The organism is Neobacillus sp. PVCKKU3, from assembly GCF_058323225.1.
Window position 1 is genome coordinate 1 of sequence record NZ_JBLVQN010000001.1, and the last position, 15,853, is coordinate 15,853.

16 protein-coding genes and 1 tRNA gene are annotated in these 15,853 nt (G+C 41.4%); 16 read left to right on the top strand and 1 reads right to left on the bottom strand.

The annotated features are described in order from the left end of the window. Window positions 1-24: 24 nt before the first annotated feature. Window positions 25-468 (bottom strand): YslB family protein, encoded by a 444-nt coding sequence (locus ACNQGS_RS00005; protein WP_491485576.1) that lies wholly within the window; start codon window positions 466-468, stop codon window positions 25-27. 420 nt (window positions 469-888) lie between these two features. Here ACNQGS_RS00005 and ACNQGS_RS00010 point away from each other — a divergent pair, with 420 nt between their 5' ends. The 16 genes from ACNQGS_RS00010 to clpX all read left to right on the top strand — a co-directional run bounded on the left by ACNQGS_RS00010 (window position 889) and on the right by clpX (window position 15,849). Next, window positions 889-1,497 carry a succinate dehydrogenase cytochrome b558 subunit gene (locus ACNQGS_RS00010; RefSeq protein ID WP_491485577.1) on the top strand — a complete coding sequence of 203 codons (609 nt, stop codon included), beginning with the start codon at window positions 889-891 and terminating at the stop codon, window positions 1,495-1,497. A gap of 59 nt (window positions 1,498-1,556) precedes the next feature. After that, complete coding sequence (sdhA, locus tag ACNQGS_RS00015) at window positions 1,557-3,308, top strand: succinate dehydrogenase flavoprotein subunit (RefSeq protein ID WP_491485578.1); 1,752 nt, start codon at window positions 1,557-1,559, stop codon at window positions 3,306-3,308. Window positions 3,309-3,329: 21 nt separating this feature from the next. Then, the gene (sdhB, locus tag ACNQGS_RS00020) at window positions 3,330-4,091 is read left to right on the top strand and encodes a succinate dehydrogenase iron-sulfur subunit (protein ID WP_213144666.1); all 762 of its coding nucleotides are present in this window, start codon (window positions 3,330-3,332) and stop codon (window positions 4,089-4,091) included. A gap of 129 nt (window positions 4,092-4,220) precedes the next feature. Beyond that, window positions 4,221-4,817: a class D sortase gene (locus ACNQGS_RS00025; protein ID WP_491485579.1), complete on the top strand. Its 597-nt coding sequence runs from the start codon at window positions 4,221-4,223 to the stop codon at window positions 4,815-4,817. Window positions 4,818-4,979: 162 nt separating this feature from the next. After that, window positions 4,980-5,204: a spore germination transcription factor GerE gene (gene gerE, locus ACNQGS_RS00030; RefSeq protein WP_019154738.1), complete on the top strand. Its 225-nt coding sequence runs from the start codon at window positions 4,980-4,982 to the stop codon at window positions 5,202-5,204. A gap of 146 nt (window positions 5,205-5,350) precedes the next feature. Beyond that, window positions 5,351-6,640 (top strand): NO-inducible flavohemoprotein, encoded by a 1,290-nt coding sequence (gene hmpA / locus ACNQGS_RS00035; RefSeq protein ID WP_491485580.1) that lies wholly within the window; start codon window positions 5,351-5,353, stop codon window positions 6,638-6,640. Between the two features lie 170 nt (window positions 6,641-6,810). Further along, window positions 6,811-7,260 carry a MarR family winged helix-turn-helix transcriptional regulator gene (locus tag ACNQGS_RS00040; protein WP_491485806.1) on the top strand — a complete coding sequence of 150 codons (450 nt, stop codon included), beginning with the start codon at window positions 6,811-6,813 and terminating at the stop codon, window positions 7,258-7,260. A gap of 103 nt (window positions 7,261-7,363) precedes the next feature. After that, complete coding sequence (gene racE, locus ACNQGS_RS00045; protein WP_491485581.1) at window positions 7,364-8,158, top strand: glutamate racemase; 795 nt, start codon at window positions 7,364-7,366, stop codon at window positions 8,156-8,158. 211 nt (window positions 8,159-8,369) lie between these two features. Further along, complete coding sequence (locus ACNQGS_RS00050) at window positions 8,370-9,422, top strand: GerMN domain-containing protein (RefSeq protein ID WP_491485582.1); 1,053 nt, start codon at window positions 8,370-8,372, stop codon at window positions 9,420-9,422. Between the two features lie 133 nt (window positions 9,423-9,555). Further along, entirely contained in the window at window positions 9,556-10,314 is a 759-nt protein-coding gene (gene rph, locus ACNQGS_RS00055) for a ribonuclease PH (protein WP_491485583.1), read from the top strand. Window positions 10,315-10,325: 11 nt separating this feature from the next. Continuing rightward, window positions 10,326-10,937, top strand: a complete 612-nt coding sequence (locus ACNQGS_RS00060; protein ID WP_491485584.1) for an XTP/dITP diphosphatase — start codon at window positions 10,326-10,328, stop codon at window positions 10,935-10,937. Beyond that, on the top strand, window positions 10,934-11,446 hold the full coding sequence (locus ACNQGS_RS00065) for a metallophosphoesterase family protein (protein ID WP_491485585.1): 513 nt from the start codon (window positions 10,934-10,936) through the stop codon (window positions 11,444-11,446). Before ACNQGS_RS00060 ends, ACNQGS_RS00065 begins: the two co-directional genes overlap by 4 nt. A gap of 105 nt (window positions 11,447-11,551) precedes the next feature. After that, window positions 11,552-11,628, top strand: a tRNA-Arg gene (locus ACNQGS_RS00070). Between the two features lie 103 nt (window positions 11,629-11,731). Continuing rightward, entirely contained in the window at window positions 11,732-12,760 is a 1,029-nt protein-coding gene (locus tag ACNQGS_RS00075) for a tetratricopeptide repeat protein (RefSeq protein WP_491485586.1), read from the top strand. A 165-nt stretch (window positions 12,761-12,925) separates the two neighbouring features. Next, window positions 12,926-14,212 carry a trigger factor gene (tig, locus tag ACNQGS_RS00080; protein ID WP_491485587.1) on the top strand — a complete coding sequence of 429 codons (1,287 nt, stop codon included), beginning with the start codon at window positions 12,926-12,928 and terminating at the stop codon, window positions 14,210-14,212. 374 nt (window positions 14,213-14,586) lie between these two features. After that, entirely contained in the window at window positions 14,587-15,849 is a 1,263-nt protein-coding gene (gene clpX, locus ACNQGS_RS00085; RefSeq protein WP_213144676.1) for an ATP-dependent protease ATP-binding subunit ClpX, read from the top strand. The last annotated feature ends 4 nt before the right edge of the window (window positions 15,850-15,853 follow it).

Here is a 15,853-nt window from a genome sequence, read left to right on the forward strand (position 1 = left end):
AGGGGGGCTTTGCCCCCCTTTCTTTTAGTCTTTATCCCATTTGACGGTGAAGCAAACTTTGTTTGATTTTTTGACCGGGTGTTCGAAGGCTTCCGCGATGGCCCCTTTTTGGACTTCGATTTGCTGAGCAAGGAAGCCGGCTTCAAGTTGAAAGAAGTTTTCCGCTTTTGATTTAACACGCGATACAATCATTGGACTTGCCAACTCGAATTCCAGCTCATTTTTTGCTTCCTTCTTAATTTCTAACTCACCCCATGAAGCTTTTGCAAAAAAATCTATCAGGCTTTCGTAGCTTTCCAAAGGATATTTTCGAGCGAGACGTTTCCCTGCCCAGTAAAGAATTTCAGGAGTGTCCTTGCCGAAAATCTCAGGGAGAAGAACTTCTCTAATTAATTCATAGCCAAATATAGAGACTGTCCTTGGTTCAGGCGTTTGTAGATCTTGGTCCATTACTGCACTTTCTTTCATTTACTTCCCCTCTTTCTATCATTCTATTATATACAAATAGAGTTGTGTTTCAGTACAGTTTTCTAATAATGTAAAGAAGTCGCAAAGAAATTTATTATTTTACAATATTTGTTCTTATTTCTTATCATAATTATCGTTTCCGATATAGGAAAAAAATTTTCCCGTAAGATGTTGGTAATTACAAGTAAAAATAAAGCGCTTACAAAACGATAACATGCTGAAATTCATATCTATCATAATATCAATATATTTTAAAAATTTTAGTTTTCAACACTTTTTTATGTATCCGTTTCCTTGACGCTCTATGATGTTGGGAGTAAAATGGACATGTCACATAATTGTCACAGTGATGCTAGGTTATATTAATGAAGGAAGTTAAAACTTAACATCATTTTTTAAAATTTAAAAGGGGGTAAATCAATGGCGGGGAATCGCGAATTTTTCAATCGGAGACTGCACTCGTTGCTTGGGGTTATCCCAATCGGGGTATTCATTGTTCAGCACCTGATTGTCAACCACTTTGCAACAGAAGGAGTGGAATCCTTCAACAAGGCAGCAAATTTCATGGGGACACTTCCGTTCCGTATTGTCCTTGAAACAGTAGTAATTTATTTACCTTTGCTGTTCCATGCAATCTATGGTCTGTACATTGCATTTACAGCAAAAAACAATGTTTCAAGATTTGGTTTCTTTAGAAACTGGATGTTCCTGCTTCAGCGTGTATCAGGGGTAATCACTCTTATTTTTATCGCATGGCATGTGTGGGAAACACGTATTGCCGCTGCATTTGGTGCTGAGGTTAACTTCCAAATGATGCATGATATTCTTTCTTCACCAGTCATGTTTGCATTTTATGTAATTGGTATTATTTCAGCTATTTTCCACTTTGCGAACGGATTATGGTCTTTCATGGTAAGCTGGGGTATTACGCAATCCCCACGGTCACAAACTGTTGCTACATATTTTACGATGGTAGTTTTTGTACTGCTATCTATCGTAGCCGTTCAAACTCTATTAGCTTTTGTTTAATAAATTAATGATTTCTTGATTGGAAAAATATTGGATTTGGATTAAGGGAGTGAGTCACGATGAGTAAAGGTAAGGTGATCATTGTCGGTGGCGGATTGGCCGGCTTGATGGCAACTATTAAAGTTGCAGAACACGGAACTCCTGTAGAATTATTTTCTCTTGTTCCTGTTAAACGCTCTCACTCTGTTTGTGCCCAAGGCGGTATTAATGGAGCAGTAAATACTAAAGGTGAAGGGGATTCCCCATGGATTCACTTCGATGATACGATTTACGGCGGAGATTTCTTGGCAAACCAGCCTCCGGTTAAGGCAATGTGTGATGCCGCGCCTGGTATTATCAATTTATTTGACCGGATGGGTGTTATGTTTAACCGTACTCCAGAAGGCTTATTAGACTTCCGCCGTTTCGGGGGAACTCAACATCACAGAACTGCATTTGCAGGTGCAACAACTGGTCAGCAGCTTTTATATGCATTGGATGAGCAGGTTCGCCGCCACGAGGTAGCAGGGCTTGTTACTAAATATGAAGGCTGGGAGTTTTTAGGTGCAGTCGTTGACGAGGAAGGCGTTTGCCGTGGAATCGTTGCCCAAGACTTAAAAACAATGGAAATCAAATCCTTCGTTGCAGATGCCGTAATTATGGCAACTGGCGGACCTGGTATTATTTTTGGTAAATCTACAAACTCAGTAATTAACACTGGTTCTGCAGCATCGATTGTTTATCAGCAGGGTGCATATTATGCAAACGGTGAAATGATTCAGATTCACCCAACTGCCATCCCTGGTGACGATAAACTTCGCTTAATGAGTGAATCTGCACGTGGTGAAGGCGGCCGTGTTTGGACATATAAAGACGGAAAGCCTTGGTACTTCCTAGAGGAAAAATATCCTGCATACGGAAACCTGGTACCACGTGATATCGCAACACGTGAAATTTTTGATGTCTGCGTGAATCAAAAATTGGGTGTTAACGGTGAAAACATGGTATTCCTTGACCTTTCTCATAAGGATCCTCATGAATTGGATGTTAAACTTGGCGGTATCATTGAGATTTACGAAAAATTCGTTGGTGATGACCCGCGTAAAGTTCCAATGAAAATTTTCCCTGCCGTTCACTATTCAATGGGCGGACTTTGGGTTGATTATGACCAAATGACTAGTATTCCTGGTTTATTTGCTGCCGGAGAATGTGATTATTCCCAGCATGGTGCGAACCGTCTTGGAGCAAACTCACTTCTTTCCGCTGTATTTGGTGGTATGGTTGCTGGACCAAATGTGGTTAAGTATATTGAAGGTCTTGAAAAGAGCTCTGATGCTGTTTCTTCTACTGTATTTGATCGTCATGTCAAAGAGCAGGAAGAAAAATGGAACAACATTATGTCACTAAACGGTAATGAAAATGCTTATGTTCTTCATAAGGAACTTGGCGAATGGATGACTGATAACGTGACAGTTGTTCGATACAATGACAAGCTGTTAAAAACAGATGAAAAGATCCAAGAACTGTTAGAGCGTTATCAAAAGATTAACATTAATGATACTTCTAAATGGAGCAACCAAGGGGCAGCATTTACAAGACAGCTGCAAAACATGCTTCAATTGGCACGCGTTATTACGCTTGGTGCATACAACCGTAATGAAAGCCGCGGCGCCCATTACAAGCCTGAATTCCCTAAACGTAACGATGAGGAGTTCTTAAAAACAACGATGGCTAAATTCGTCGATGCAACATCTGCCCCAGCGTTCCATTATGAAGATGTAGATATTTCCTTGCTTAAGCCGCGGGAGCGCGACTATACAACAAAACACTAAAAGGAAAGGGGAGAAGATAAAATGGCTGAAACTAAGACTGTAAAATTTATTATTCAACGTCAGGATAATGAAAATTCTGCCCCTTATGAGGAAGAATTTGAGGTTCCATACCGCCCGGGGATGAACGTTATCTCGGCGTTAATGGAAGTTCGGAGAAACCCTGTTAATGCAAAAGGACAAGCTACCAGCCCAATTACTTGGGATATGAACTGTCTTGAAGAGGTTTGTGGTGCATGTTCTATGATTATAAACGGAAAGCCGCGCCAATCGTGTTCGGCGTTAGTCGATCAATTGGAGCAGCCGATCCGCTTAGCTCCAATGCGGACATTCCCTGTTGTGCGCGACCTTCAGGTTGATCGCAGCAGAATGTTTGATGCATTAAAGAGAGTGAAAGCGTGGATTCCAATTGACGGAACCTATGATCTAGGACCAGGACCTCGTATGCCTGAGAATAAACGCCAATGGGCTTACGAGCTTTCCAAGTGTATGACATGTGGTGTCTGCCTAGAGGCATGTCCGAATGTTAACAGTAAATCAAAATTTTTCGGACCGCAGCCATTATCACAGGTTCGTCTTTTCAATGCCCATCCAACAGGTGCGATGAATAAGGCTGAGCGGCTTGAAACCATCATGGGTGAAGGCGGTCTTGAAGGATGCGGTAACTCACAAAACTGTGTTCAATCCTGTCCTAAAGGTATTCCATTGACTACCTCAATCGCAGCATTGAACCGTGAAACAACATTCCAAGCATTTAGAAACTTCTTCGGCTCCGACCGCGACTAATAATGTTAAAAACCTCCTTTTTACAATGAAAGGGAGGTTTTTTCTTGTCTGGAAATTATAGTCGTTTCCCTGCCCGTTTGTTATACTTGAACTAACAATATGAGCTTTTTGAAAAGGCAGGTATTTATGGTGAAAACTAAGATTCCAATTCTTATTATATTGGCTGGGCTCATAGTTTTAGGTATCGGATTATGGCAGATTGTAGACACAAAAATGCAAACAAAAGCCTCCCTTCAGGAAGCAAAAAACATAGTGCGTGAGCAGCCCAAAAAGGCTTCAAGCAATAATCAACCAGTACAGAAACAGGGTGAAAGCAAACCACTGGATATGGGGGATACAGTCGGTCTATTGGCCATACCGAAGATAAAAGCGGAACTGGCAATCGTGGAAGGGACAAATCCGGATGATTTAGAAAGAGGAGTAGGCCACTATAAAGGATCGTATTTTCCCGGCGACAAAGGACAAATTGTATTATCGGGACATCGCGATACCGTTTTTCGCCACTTAGGTGAACTGAAAGTCGGCGACTCCTTAAATATGCAAATGCCCTATGGTAACTTCAATTACGAAATAACCCATACGAAAATCGTGAAGTCAGACGATACCAGTATTATCACCTTGCATCACAATGAAGAAGAATTAATTCTAACAACATGCTACCCCTTCCGTTACGTCGGAAACGCCCCAAAACGATATATTATATATGCAAAGCTAAAGAGCTCATAAAAGAAGGGCTCTTGTCTTTTTTTTTTAGAAAGTTTTTTCATAAAATTCATATCTAACGAGTAAATATAGTCACTCCCCCTGACCAGTGCACATAAGATATGGTGACTAAATATATACCCACCCCCGGTGCATAACTGGCGAAGGCAAGGAGGGTTACAATACTTGAAGGAGAATGAATATACTCACAAGCCATTACTCACCAAACGAGAAAGAGAAGTATTCGAACTGTTAGTACAGGACAAAACAACAAAAGAAATCGCTAGTGAATTATTTATCAGCGAAAAAACAGTTCGGAATCATATTTCGAATGCCATGCAAAAGCTTGGTGTGAAGGGGCGATCACAGGCAGTTGTAGAACTCCTTCGTATGGGAGAGCTAGAACTTTAAACATGACCGGCATCCTTATGGGAGGCCGGTTCATACATTTAAATGGACATTTTTTTTGTAATGACATAACAATACTTTCCTCCTTTATCATCTTCAGAGCAGGAGATACTTTAGTTGTAAGGCTAAAGGAGGTAAGAAATACAATTATGTCTATTACGCAAATTAAAGAAAAAAATTCTTGGCAAGAGGTCGTAAAGACGGTCAAAACTCTTAATCCGAATAAGCTTGAAATCATAAAAGCCACACTTCCGATTGTGAAGGATCATGGTGAACAAATAACCAAGCATTTTTATAAGCGTATGTTTAAGCAGCATCCGGAGCTTCTCAATATTTTCAATCAAACGCATCAAATAACAGGTCACCAGCCTAAAGCACTCGCAGATGCTGTTTACGGGGCAGCGGCAAATATTGAAGATTTCAGCCAAATTATGCCCGTTCTCGAGCGAATTGGTGAAAAACATCGAAGCCTGCAAATTAAGCCGGAGCACTATCCGATAGTTGGTGAGAATCTGCTGGGAGCCATCAAAGAAGTGTTAGGCGATGCGGCAACACCAGAAATTATCGATGCATGGGCGGATGCATATGGGGTCATCGCAGATGTGTTTATTAGAATGGAAAATAAAATGTATAAAACGGCGGAGACAATGCCTGGCGGCTGGGCCGGCTACCGGAATTTTGTTGTGGAAAAAAAGGTGAAAGAAAGCGACGTCATCACGTCGTTTTACTTAAAGCCGCAAGACGGTAAGGAAATTGCCAGCTATATTCCTGGTCAATACATTACCGTAAAACTGGAGATTCCCGGTGAACAATACACCCATTTACGCCAGTATAGTTTATCAGATCGTCCCGGTCAGAATTATTACCGAATCAGTGTAAAACGGGAAGACCCAAAAGGGGATAACATTCCTGCTGGGATTGTTTCCACCTATTTGCACACTCATGTAAAAGAGGGAGATACGATTCCGATTACCGCACCTGCCGGTGATTTTTATTTAGATTTGGATACGAGTCTTCCATTAGTATTAATTAGCGGCGGGGTTGGTCTTACTCCGATGATGGCCATGTTAAACACAACCGTAAACGAAAGGCCAAATCGGGAAATTTATTATATCCATGCTGCCATAAACAGCCAACTGCATGCCTTCAGAGCCCATGTAAATGACCTGGCATCAGGACATAAAAATGTCCACTCCTTCGTTATTTATGAAAAACCATCAGAAGATGATAAAGAAAAGAAAAATTACGATAAAGAAGGATTTTTCAGCCTGGATTGGCTGCAGCAAAGTTTACCAACCAAGGATGCCGATTTTTATTTCTGCGGACCGGAGCCTTTCATGAAAGTGGTTAATAAAGCTTTAAAACAATGGGGAGTTCCAGAAGAACGGATCCATTACGAATTTTTTGGCTCCTTTGGAAAGCTGGAAGAGATCGAATAATCCAACTGGCAGGATGAAGCACCTTCATCTTGCCAGTTTTTTTTGAAAAGCTGACAAGACAGTTCCGGCTTGAAATTTTCCTGAAAAAAGTAGACAATAAGTACAAGCTTGAAAAGTATTTTTTATTTGGTCATGTCATGAGGAGAAGCTATTTTAGGAGTGTAGAACAAATGAAACTCGAAAATTCCCAAAAAGTGACTGGGGACGTTGTCGCAAATATCGAAAAAGAACTGCGGTATATATCAGGCATAATTAAGCAAAAGGGAAGAGAGATGTTGAGTAATTATAAAATTACTCCTCCTCAATTCGTTGCCTTGCAATGGCTCTTCGAAGACGGAGATATGACAATTGGCGAGCTCTCTACTAAAATGTATTTAGCCTGCAGTACTACCACTGATCTGGTCGACCGTATGGAGAGAAATCTTTTGGTAGAGCGGGTGAAAGATACAAACGATCGCCGTGTTGTGAGAATCCATCTTCTCGAAGAAGGCAAGAGAATCATTGATGAAGTGATTAAAAAGCGTCAAGTCTATCTTGAAGAAGTCTTAAAAAACTTCAATAAGGAAGAAATTCAACTCTTGCAAAACAACTTAATAAAACTGCATCAGGAAATGAAGTAAGTCCAGTAGACGGATTGGCGGGCCAGAGGTTCGTTTAGGAACGCAGTTGATATGATGCGTTCGAATATAAAGAAGTTGCTAACAGTAAAATGAGGCGAAAAGTTTGAAGCAAGCAATTGGTGTTATAGATTCTGGTGTCGGCGGCCTGACCGTTGCTAAAGAGGTCATGAGGCAGCTGCCAAACGAGAAAATCATCTATTTGGGTGATACCGCGCGCTGTCCCTACGGCCCAAGATCGACGAAAGAAGTAAAAAGATTTACATGGGAATTGACCCACTTTTTATTAGAAAAAAATATAAAAATGCTGGTAATTGCCTGCAATACGGCAACAGCAGCTGCGCTCGACGATATCCGCAGGGAATTATCGATTCCTGTGCTAGGGGTCATTAACCCAGGAGCAAGAGCGGCAATAAAACGGACAAAAAACTATCGTGTCGGAATTATTGGGACAGATGGAACTGTTAAAAGCGGTGCCTACGAAAAGGCATTAAAATCACTTAACAGCCGTCTTTTTGTCAAAAGTCAATCCTGCCCCAAGTTTGTGCCGCTAGTGGAAAGCGGTGAATACGATGGGCCGATTGCTGCGAAAATTGTGGATGAAGCGCTGCAGCCTTTATTGAATCAAAACCTGGATACGCTTATTTTGGGGTGCACCCATTATCCACTGCTCGAACCGTTGATTAAAAAATTCATGGGTGAAAAGGTTAGTGTCATTAGCTCAGGTGATGAAACGGCCAGGGAGATTAGCGCCATTCTTCAATATAAAGGACTCCTTGAATCAGACGAACAGGAACCGGAGCATGAATTCTATACGACTGGTTCCACTTGGATTTTTTCAAAAATAGCGTCGCAATGGCTAGGCACCCCTATTGAAAACGTAAAAAAAATAAAATTGTAAAATAGAGTCTCTAGAGGGCTCTATTTTTTTTGAGCTAATAAGAAAGTATAAATTCAACTACGCCTCTGTCTTCGTCCTAACGTACTCGCCAATCGGCGAGTTTTCATTTAAAAAAATTTAATAAATTTGTCCTATTTTTCTTTTCGAAGCGGTCTAATTTTTTCATAGGCTCGTATACATGATAGTACAAACAGTCTTAGGGGGGAAAAATATGTTCAAAAATAAAGCAAAAATTCTTGGCCTGGCTGTGCTCACTTCCACGGTTGTGCTATCCGGCTGCGGCCTATTTGGCAGTGAAACACAAAAGAAAATTGATCCGCCAAAAACGGTGACGACAACGAGTGAGAAAAACACCAATAAGGAAACAGCGGCCGTAAAGAAGGAAAATGCAGAGAATGTGTTGAAAACGGAACTATATCTCATTGACAAGAATGGTTATGTTGTCCCGCAAACATTAAATCTTCCAAAAACCAAATCAGTCGCTAAACAGGCGCTGGATTACTTAGTGGTGAACGGACCTGTAACGGATATGCTGCCGAATGATTTTAGAGCCGTTCTGCCTGAGGATACAAAACCATCGGTTAATATTAAAGATGGGGTTGCAGTTGTTGATTTTTCAAAGGAATTCAAAAACTATCAGCCTGAGGATGAATTGAAAATCCTTCAGTCAGTCACCTGGACCCTGACGCAGTTTGCTGGTGTCAATTCTGTTAAGTTGAAAATGAACGGCCATGAATTAACGGAAATGCCTGTAAAAGGAACGCCAATCAGCGAAAAGCTTTCCAGGGCAACAGGCATCAACTTAGATACAAAGGATGTAGCGGATATCACGAATACGAAGCCAATTACTGTATACTTTATTGGCGGTGAAGAAGGCTCCTACTATTATGTGCCAGTTACCCGCAGGGTGAAAGCAAGTGAGAAGGATCCAATCACAGCGGCAGTCAATGAATTAATCAAGGGCCCAAGTGAAAAGTCGAACCTTGTTTCCGAATTTATGACTGACGTTAAACTGAATGAAGCCCCGAAATATAAGGACGGAACTGTCACCTTAAACTTTAACAAAAATATATACGGCAGCTTTGAAGAGAAAGTGATATCGCAAAACTTGCTGGATACACTTGTGCTTTCCTTGACTGAACAGAAGGGCGTGCAAAAGGTAGCTGTTTTAGTTGACGGTAAAGCGGAATTGAAGAATGACAAGGGTAAGAAGCTTTCTGCACCGGTTACCCGCCCAGAAAAAGTCAATACAGGTAGTTTTTAAAAAAAAATTTTTGTTATACTATATAATGACAATCAAAGAGGTTGGCTGACTGCCGCCTCTTTCTATTTTGTATTTAGTGTTTTTGTAAGGGGAGAGAGTCCCTTACAGATACCATGGAGGAGGAGTTTGGGATATGGCGCGTGCAGACGGAAGAGAGCCATTGCAATTAAGACCCGTACATATTGAAACCAATTATTTAATGCATCCGGAAGGCTCGGTCCTTATTTCAGTCGGCAATACAAAGGTGATTTGTACCGCCAGCATTGAGGAAAAAGTTCCGCCGTTTATGAGAGGGCAAGGGAAAGGCTGGATTACCGCGGAATATGCAATGCTTCCTAGGGCAACGGAAACAAGGAATATTCGGGAGTCCTCGAAAGGCAAGGTTACCGGCCGGACAATGGAAATCCAGCGATTAATCGGCCGTGCCTTAAGAGCTGTAGTGGATCTTGAAGCGCTGGGCGAGCGAACTGTTTGGATTGACTGTGATGTCATTCAGGCAGACGGCGGAACAAGAACAGCTTCGATAACGGGGGCTTTTGTGGCTTTGTCTCTTGCCTTACAGTCGTTTTCTGGGAAAAAATCATTATCGAAGTTTCCGATTACTGATTATTTAGCTGCAACGAGTGTCGGAATTTTAGAGGGCGGCCAAGTAGTGTTAGATTTAAATTACATAGAGGATTCCAAGGCACAGGTCGATATGAATGTTGTCATGACAGGCAGCGGCGAATTTGTTGAGCTGCAGGGAACGGGTGAGGAAGCGACATTTTCCTACAATGATCTCCAAGGGTTGCTTGGTGCTGCTCAAGAGGGGCTCATGGAGCTGTTTGAACAGCAAAAGGCTGCCCTTGGCGAGGAAATCATGCAAAAGATTGAAAATCGCAGAAAGAAATAGAGGGGATTCATATGAATGAAGTTATCATTGCCACCAAAAATCCTGGAAAAGCCAGGGAGTTTGAGCATATTTTTGCAAGCAGAGGAATTACCGTGCGGACGTTGCTGGACTTTCCGGAGCTTCCGGAGGTAGAAGAAACCGGGACAACCTTTGAGGAAAATGCCACATTAAAGGCGGAAACCATTTCGAAGGCACTTGGGAAAATGGTAATTGGTGATGATTCCGGACTAATCGTTGACGCGCTTGAAGGCCGTCCGGGCATCTATTCGGCCCGCTATGCTGGGGAACCGAAAAATGACTTGAATAACACTAATAAGGTACTTGCGGAGCTAGAGGGTGTTCCTGAGGAGCAGAGAACAGCCCGCTTCTATTGTGCTTTAGCAGTTGCCATTCCTGGTCAAGAGACCTTTACGGTGTCAGGTACCTGTGAAGGCCGGATATTGGAAGAGCCAAGGGGTACCAACGGCTTCGGCTATGACCCGGTTTTCTTTGCTCCGGAAAAGGGAGTGGCAATGGCAGAGCTATCTGCTGAGGAAAAAAATAAAATCAGCCATCGGGCGAATGCGTTAAGGAAATTGGATTCGGTGCTAGATTCGAAGCTGGAAAGCGCTGAAGGCAAATGAGCAAGGTATTGGTCGTCAGCGACAGCCACGGTATGACGAAAGAGCTTGAGGTAATCAGGGAAAGGCACATGGCCGATGTCGATTTAATGATCCATTGCGGTGATTCCCAGTTGGACCCGGACCACAAGTCCTTAATGGGGTATTTTACGGTTGGCGGAAATTGTGATTTTGGCGGATTCCCACTGGAGCTGGTAACGGACCTCTCTGGAAAAAAGATTTTCATTACCCATGGCCATCGATATTCGGTCAAAACTTCGTTGATGAAATTAACCTACAAAGCCCAAGAATCTGGTGCTGATATTGTCTGTTTTGGGCATTCGCATATCCTGGGGGCAGAGGTGATCGACGGTACCCTGTACTTGAACCCAGGCAGCATCCGCCTCCCACGCCAGCGTGTTGAAAAAACATACGTGATCCTTGACTTGCAGGAAAATTCCATCAGGATGACTGTTTATGAATTAAACGGCAAGGACATACCGAGATTAGCTCGTGAATTCAAGGTTAATTAATAATGGGGGGAGCGCCCCCCAATTATTTCTCAGAAAAAATTTATAATCTGTTGACAATAAAATACTAAGGTAATATAATAAATCTTGTCTTTGATTACTGATTATGTCCCAGTAGCTCAGCTGGATAGAGCACACGCCTTCTAAGCGTGCGGTCGGGAGTTCGAATCTCTCCTGGGACGCCACTACTACATACCAAAATATATACTCACCTCATCAGGTGAGTTTTTTTTATGCTTTAATTATGTTACACTATTTTCCAATGATAACCTACAAGGACGGATTCTTATGAAAAAGCGGGAAAAAGTGAAAAAAATAGATAACGTGATTTTTTTCCCCGGAATGGAAAAAAGATTAACGGACAAAGGCTTAGAAAGCCTGCACAATAAAAAATATACTGAAGCCATCAGGCTTCTCGAAGAGGCGAAAGAACTGGATCAGGATAACGATGATGTTTTAATCGGCCTGGTCCTTGCCTATTTTGAGGCAGGGAATTTTCAAAAGGCAAAGGTCCTTGCAAAGGAATTGCTTCATAAGGGAATCGGTGACTATTTTCAATTGGTGGATTTATACGTAACAGTGCTTATTCAGCTTCATGAATATCAGGAAATCGTCTCAACTATTGAGGCTCTCTTGGAGGAAAAAGAGATTCCGCCGGAAAGACTGGAGCATTTCTTAACCCTTCTCCAATTCAGCCGAAAAATGGCAGAGAACAAAAGCCTTGATCTGAGTAGTGAAGATCCTGAGGAGGATACCGGTCCGGATTCATTAAATCTATTATCCTTAACTAGCCTAAACGAGCAAATGCTGGCCATTTCAAGACTTTCAGATAAAAACATCAGGCCTTATGTCCCCGAAATAGAAGACTACTTAAAAGCGGAAATAGGCCATCCCTTTTTAAAAACAATCCTATTAACTCTTTTAAAAGAGCAGGAAGTCGACAAAAACATAAAAATGGTTAAATTTTCGGAAGAAATAACCATAAATCCGATAGGAATAGCAGATGTAAGACATCAGCCGAAAATGACCTCTATCAAAGAACTGATTGAGAATCGGCTTGAAAGCAGCAATCCCGTTCTCTTTGCCAGCATCAGTGAAATGGTAGAGCGCATTTTCTTTATCAGCTACCCATTCGAACTAGAGCCAGAGAACCCGGCTGCCTGGGCTGCTGGCTTTCAATATTTGGCGCAGGAATATATGGGGATAAACTCGGAAATAAATGAATTATCTAAAGACTATGACGTATCGTCAGTTGAAATCACCCTTGCTATACAGGAAATAGAAGAAATTGAGAAAATTTCTTATCCTAATCTATAACCTTCGCTGTTGAAAGAAACAAATCCTGTGTTATAATGTAAGGGTTGCATTGTGTAAAAAACTATTTTACAGCAAAAAAAGTGGAAAATGGCTTCGTGGACAAGACATATTCCGAATTTAAATTCGTTACGAATGAAATGAGTAATAGATGTTGGAGGGAAAAGAATGACTGCAAAATGGGAAAAGTTAGAAGGAAACCGCGGTGTCCTTACAATTGAAGTAAGTGCCGATAAAGTAAACGAAGGTTTAGACGCGGCTTTCAAAAAAGTAGTAAAACAAATCAATGTTCCAGGCTTCCGTAAAGGGAAAATGCCTCGTGGAATGTTTGAAAAGCGCTTTGGTGTAGAAGCTCTATACCAAGATGCATTAGATTTTATTTTTCCAGATGCATACATGACTGCTATCGATGAAACTGGAATCGAGCCAATTGCTCAGCCTGAAAATGTTGATTTTGACCTTGAGCAAATGGGCAAAGACAAAGACTTTACTTTCAAGGCAACTGTTCAAGTAAAACCTGAAGTAACTTTAGGCGAATACAAAGGCCTTGAAGTAGAAGAGCTTGACACCACTGTTTCAGAAGAAGATGTTCAAAAAGAACTAGAAGCTCTTCAAAATCGTCATGCTGAGCTTGTTGTGAAAGAAGAAGGAACTGCTGTACTTGGCGACACAGTTGTAATCGACTTTGAAGGCTTTGTTGATGGCGAAGCATTCGAAGGCGGCAAAGGTGAAAACTACTCTCTTGAACTAGGTTCAGGCTCTTTCATTCCTGGCTTTGAAGAACAACTTGTGGGCGTTGCTGCCGGCGAATCTAAAGATGTAGAAGTAACTTTCCCTGAAGAATATCATGCAGCAGAGCTTGCAGGTAAACCAGCTGTGTTCAAAACAACTGTTCACGAAATAAAAGGTAAAGAACTTCCTGCATTAGATGACGAGTTTGCTAAAGACGTAGACGATGAAGTTGAAACTTTAGATGCATTAAAAGAAAAAATCAAAACTCGTTTAGAAGACAGCAAAAAGCATGAAGCGGAACACAACCTACAAGATACACTAGTGGAAAAAGCTGCTGAAAATGCTCAAGTTGAACTTCCTGAAGTGATGATTGACAACGAAGTAAATCGTCTTCTTCAAGATTTTGAACAACGTCTGCAAATGCAAGGCATGAACCTTCAGCTTTACTATCAATTCTCTGGTCAAGACGAAGAAGCTCTTCGCGAACAAATGAAGGCTGATGCTGAGAAAAATGTTCGTGTAAGATTAACTTTAGAAGCCATTGCTAAGGCTGAAAACCTAGAAGTGTCTGAAGAAGATGTAAATGCTGAGCTTGAAAAAATGGCAGGAATGTACAACATGCCTGTTGACAACATCAAAAAAGCTCTTGGCGGAACAGAAGGCATCAAAGAAGAACTTAAATACAAAAAAGCAATCGACTTTCTTGTTGAAAACAAGAAGTAATACGTAAATAGTTCCAAGGCACGATTTTTATCGTGCCTTGTTTTATACATTTTTTCAATTACATATTATAATAAGGACAGGGTAACCTTTTTTATAAACGGGTGGCAGGAATAAAATTTTTGCCGGCGAATTAATTAAATCCAAGATTGATTTTTAAAAATTATGGTTAAGCTGTTTGAGGTACATATTTCATTTTAAGCGAATTCCAGACAAATAAAAAACATATTTTGAGAAAAGCTTTTTAGTTCCAGTCCGCCCGCTAAATGTGTTACAATGCAAAATACATACCTAATGAATTGTAGAAAAAATCGGATTTGTTTGGAATTTTCGCGAGCTTTAAATAAAGAAATAAGTCGTCTTAAGGGGTGAAAGGGTTGTTTAAATTTAATGATGAAAAAGGACAACTGAAGTGTTCATTCTGTGGAAAAACACAGGATCAAGTCCGCAAGCTTGTTGCCGGACCTGGAGTCTATATATGTGACGAATGTATTGAACTCTGCACAGAGATTGTGGAGGAAGAGCTTGGAACAGAGGAAGAAGTAGAATTTAAAGATGTTCCTAAGCCAAAGGAAATTTGCGAAATCCTTGATGAATATGTAATCGGACAGGATAAAGCAAAGAAAGCATTATCGGTGGCTGTTTATAACCATTACAAGCGGATCAATTCCAACAGCAAAATCGATGATGTCGAGCTTTCAAAAAGTAATATTTGTATGATTGGACCGACTGGTAGCGGTAAAACATTGTTGGCGCAGACATTGGCGCGTATCCTAAATGTGCCGTTTGCGATTGCAGATGCTACATCGCTTACAGAGGCCGGCTACGTTGGTGAAGACGTTGAAAACATCTTATTAAAATTAATCCAAGCTGCTGATTACGATGTAGAGAAGGCAGAAAAAGGGATTATTTATATTGATGAAATTGATAAAATTGCCCGTAAATCTGAAAATCCTTCGATTACCCGTGACGTTTCCGGTGAAGGCGTTCAGCAGGCATTATTGAAAATTCTTGAAGGAACGGTTGCGAGCGTTCCCCCACAAGGCGGAAGAAAGCATCCGCATCAGGAATTTATCCAAATTGATACAACAAACATCTTATTTATCTGCGGCGGAGCCTTTGATGGCATCGAGCCAATCATCAAGCGTCGTTTAGGACAAAAGGTTATCGGCTTTGGTGCTGATCCGAAACAACAGCAGGAAATCAGTTCAAAAGAATTGCTTTCCAAGGTTCTTCCTGAAGACCTTTTACGCTTCGGCTTGATTCCTGAATTCATCGGCCGTCTGCCGGTTATTGCTAGCCTAGAGCAGCTTGACGAAGGAGCGTTAATTGAAATTTTAACGAAACCAAAGAATGCTCTTGTAAAGCAATATCAAAAAATGCTTGAAATCGATGATGTCGAGCTTGAGTTTGAAGAAGGAGCACTGCAGGAAATCGCGAAAAAGGCGATTGAGCGTAAAACCGGTGCCCGCGGCTTACGTTCCATCATTGAAGGCATCATGCTTGATGTTATGTTCGACCTTCCTTCCCGCGATGATATTACCAAATGTATCATCACGAAGGATACAGTCGCGGACAACAGCGTTCCAAAGCTGATCCTTGAAGATGGTACGGTTGTTAAAGAAGAGAAATCTGCATAATAGG

Bases quoted from the DNA above. Each gene is read 5' to 3' on its own strand.
- ACNQGS_RS00050 (WP_491485582.1), top strand. From the start codon at position 8,370: ATGTTCAAAAATAAAGCAAAAATTCTTGGCCTGGCTGTGCTCACTTCC.
- sdhB (WP_213144666.1), top strand. From the start codon at position 3,330: ATGGCTGAAACTAAGACTGTAAAATTTATTATTCAACGTCAGGATAAT.
- ACNQGS_RS00075 (WP_491485586.1), top strand. From the start codon at position 11,732: ATGAAAAAGCGGGAAAAAGTGAAAAAAATAGATAACGTGATTTTTTTC.
- hmpA (WP_491485580.1), top strand. From the start codon at position 5,351: ATGTCTATTACGCAAATTAAAGAAAAAAATTCTTGGCAAGAGGTCGTA.
- ACNQGS_RS00005 (WP_491485576.1), bottom strand. From the start codon at position 468: ATGAAAGAAAGTGCAGTAATGGACCAAGATCTACAAACGCCTGAACCA.
- ACNQGS_RS00060 (WP_491485584.1), top strand. From the start codon at position 10,326: ATGAATGAAGTTATCATTGCCACCAAAAATCCTGGAAAAGCCAGGGAG.
- tig (WP_491485587.1), top strand. From the start codon at position 12,926: ATGACTGCAAAATGGGAAAAGTTAGAAGGAAACCGCGGTGTCCTTACA.
- sdhA (WP_491485578.1), top strand. From the start codon at position 1,557: ATGAGTAAAGGTAAGGTGATCATTGTCGGTGGCGGATTGGCCGGCTTG.
- ACNQGS_RS00040 (WP_491485806.1), top strand. From the start codon at position 6,811: ATGAAACTCGAAAATTCCCAAAAAGTGACTGGGGACGTTGTCGCAAAT.
- ACNQGS_RS00010 (WP_491485577.1), top strand. From the start codon at position 889: ATGGCGGGGAATCGCGAATTTTTCAATCGGAGACTGCACTCGTTGCTT.
- ACNQGS_RS00065 (WP_491485585.1), top strand. From the start codon at position 10,934: ATGAGCAAGGTATTGGTCGTCAGCGACAGCCACGGTATGACGAAAGAG.
- rph (WP_491485583.1), top strand. From the start codon at position 9,556: ATGGCGCGTGCAGACGGAAGAGAGCCATTGCAATTAAGACCCGTACAT.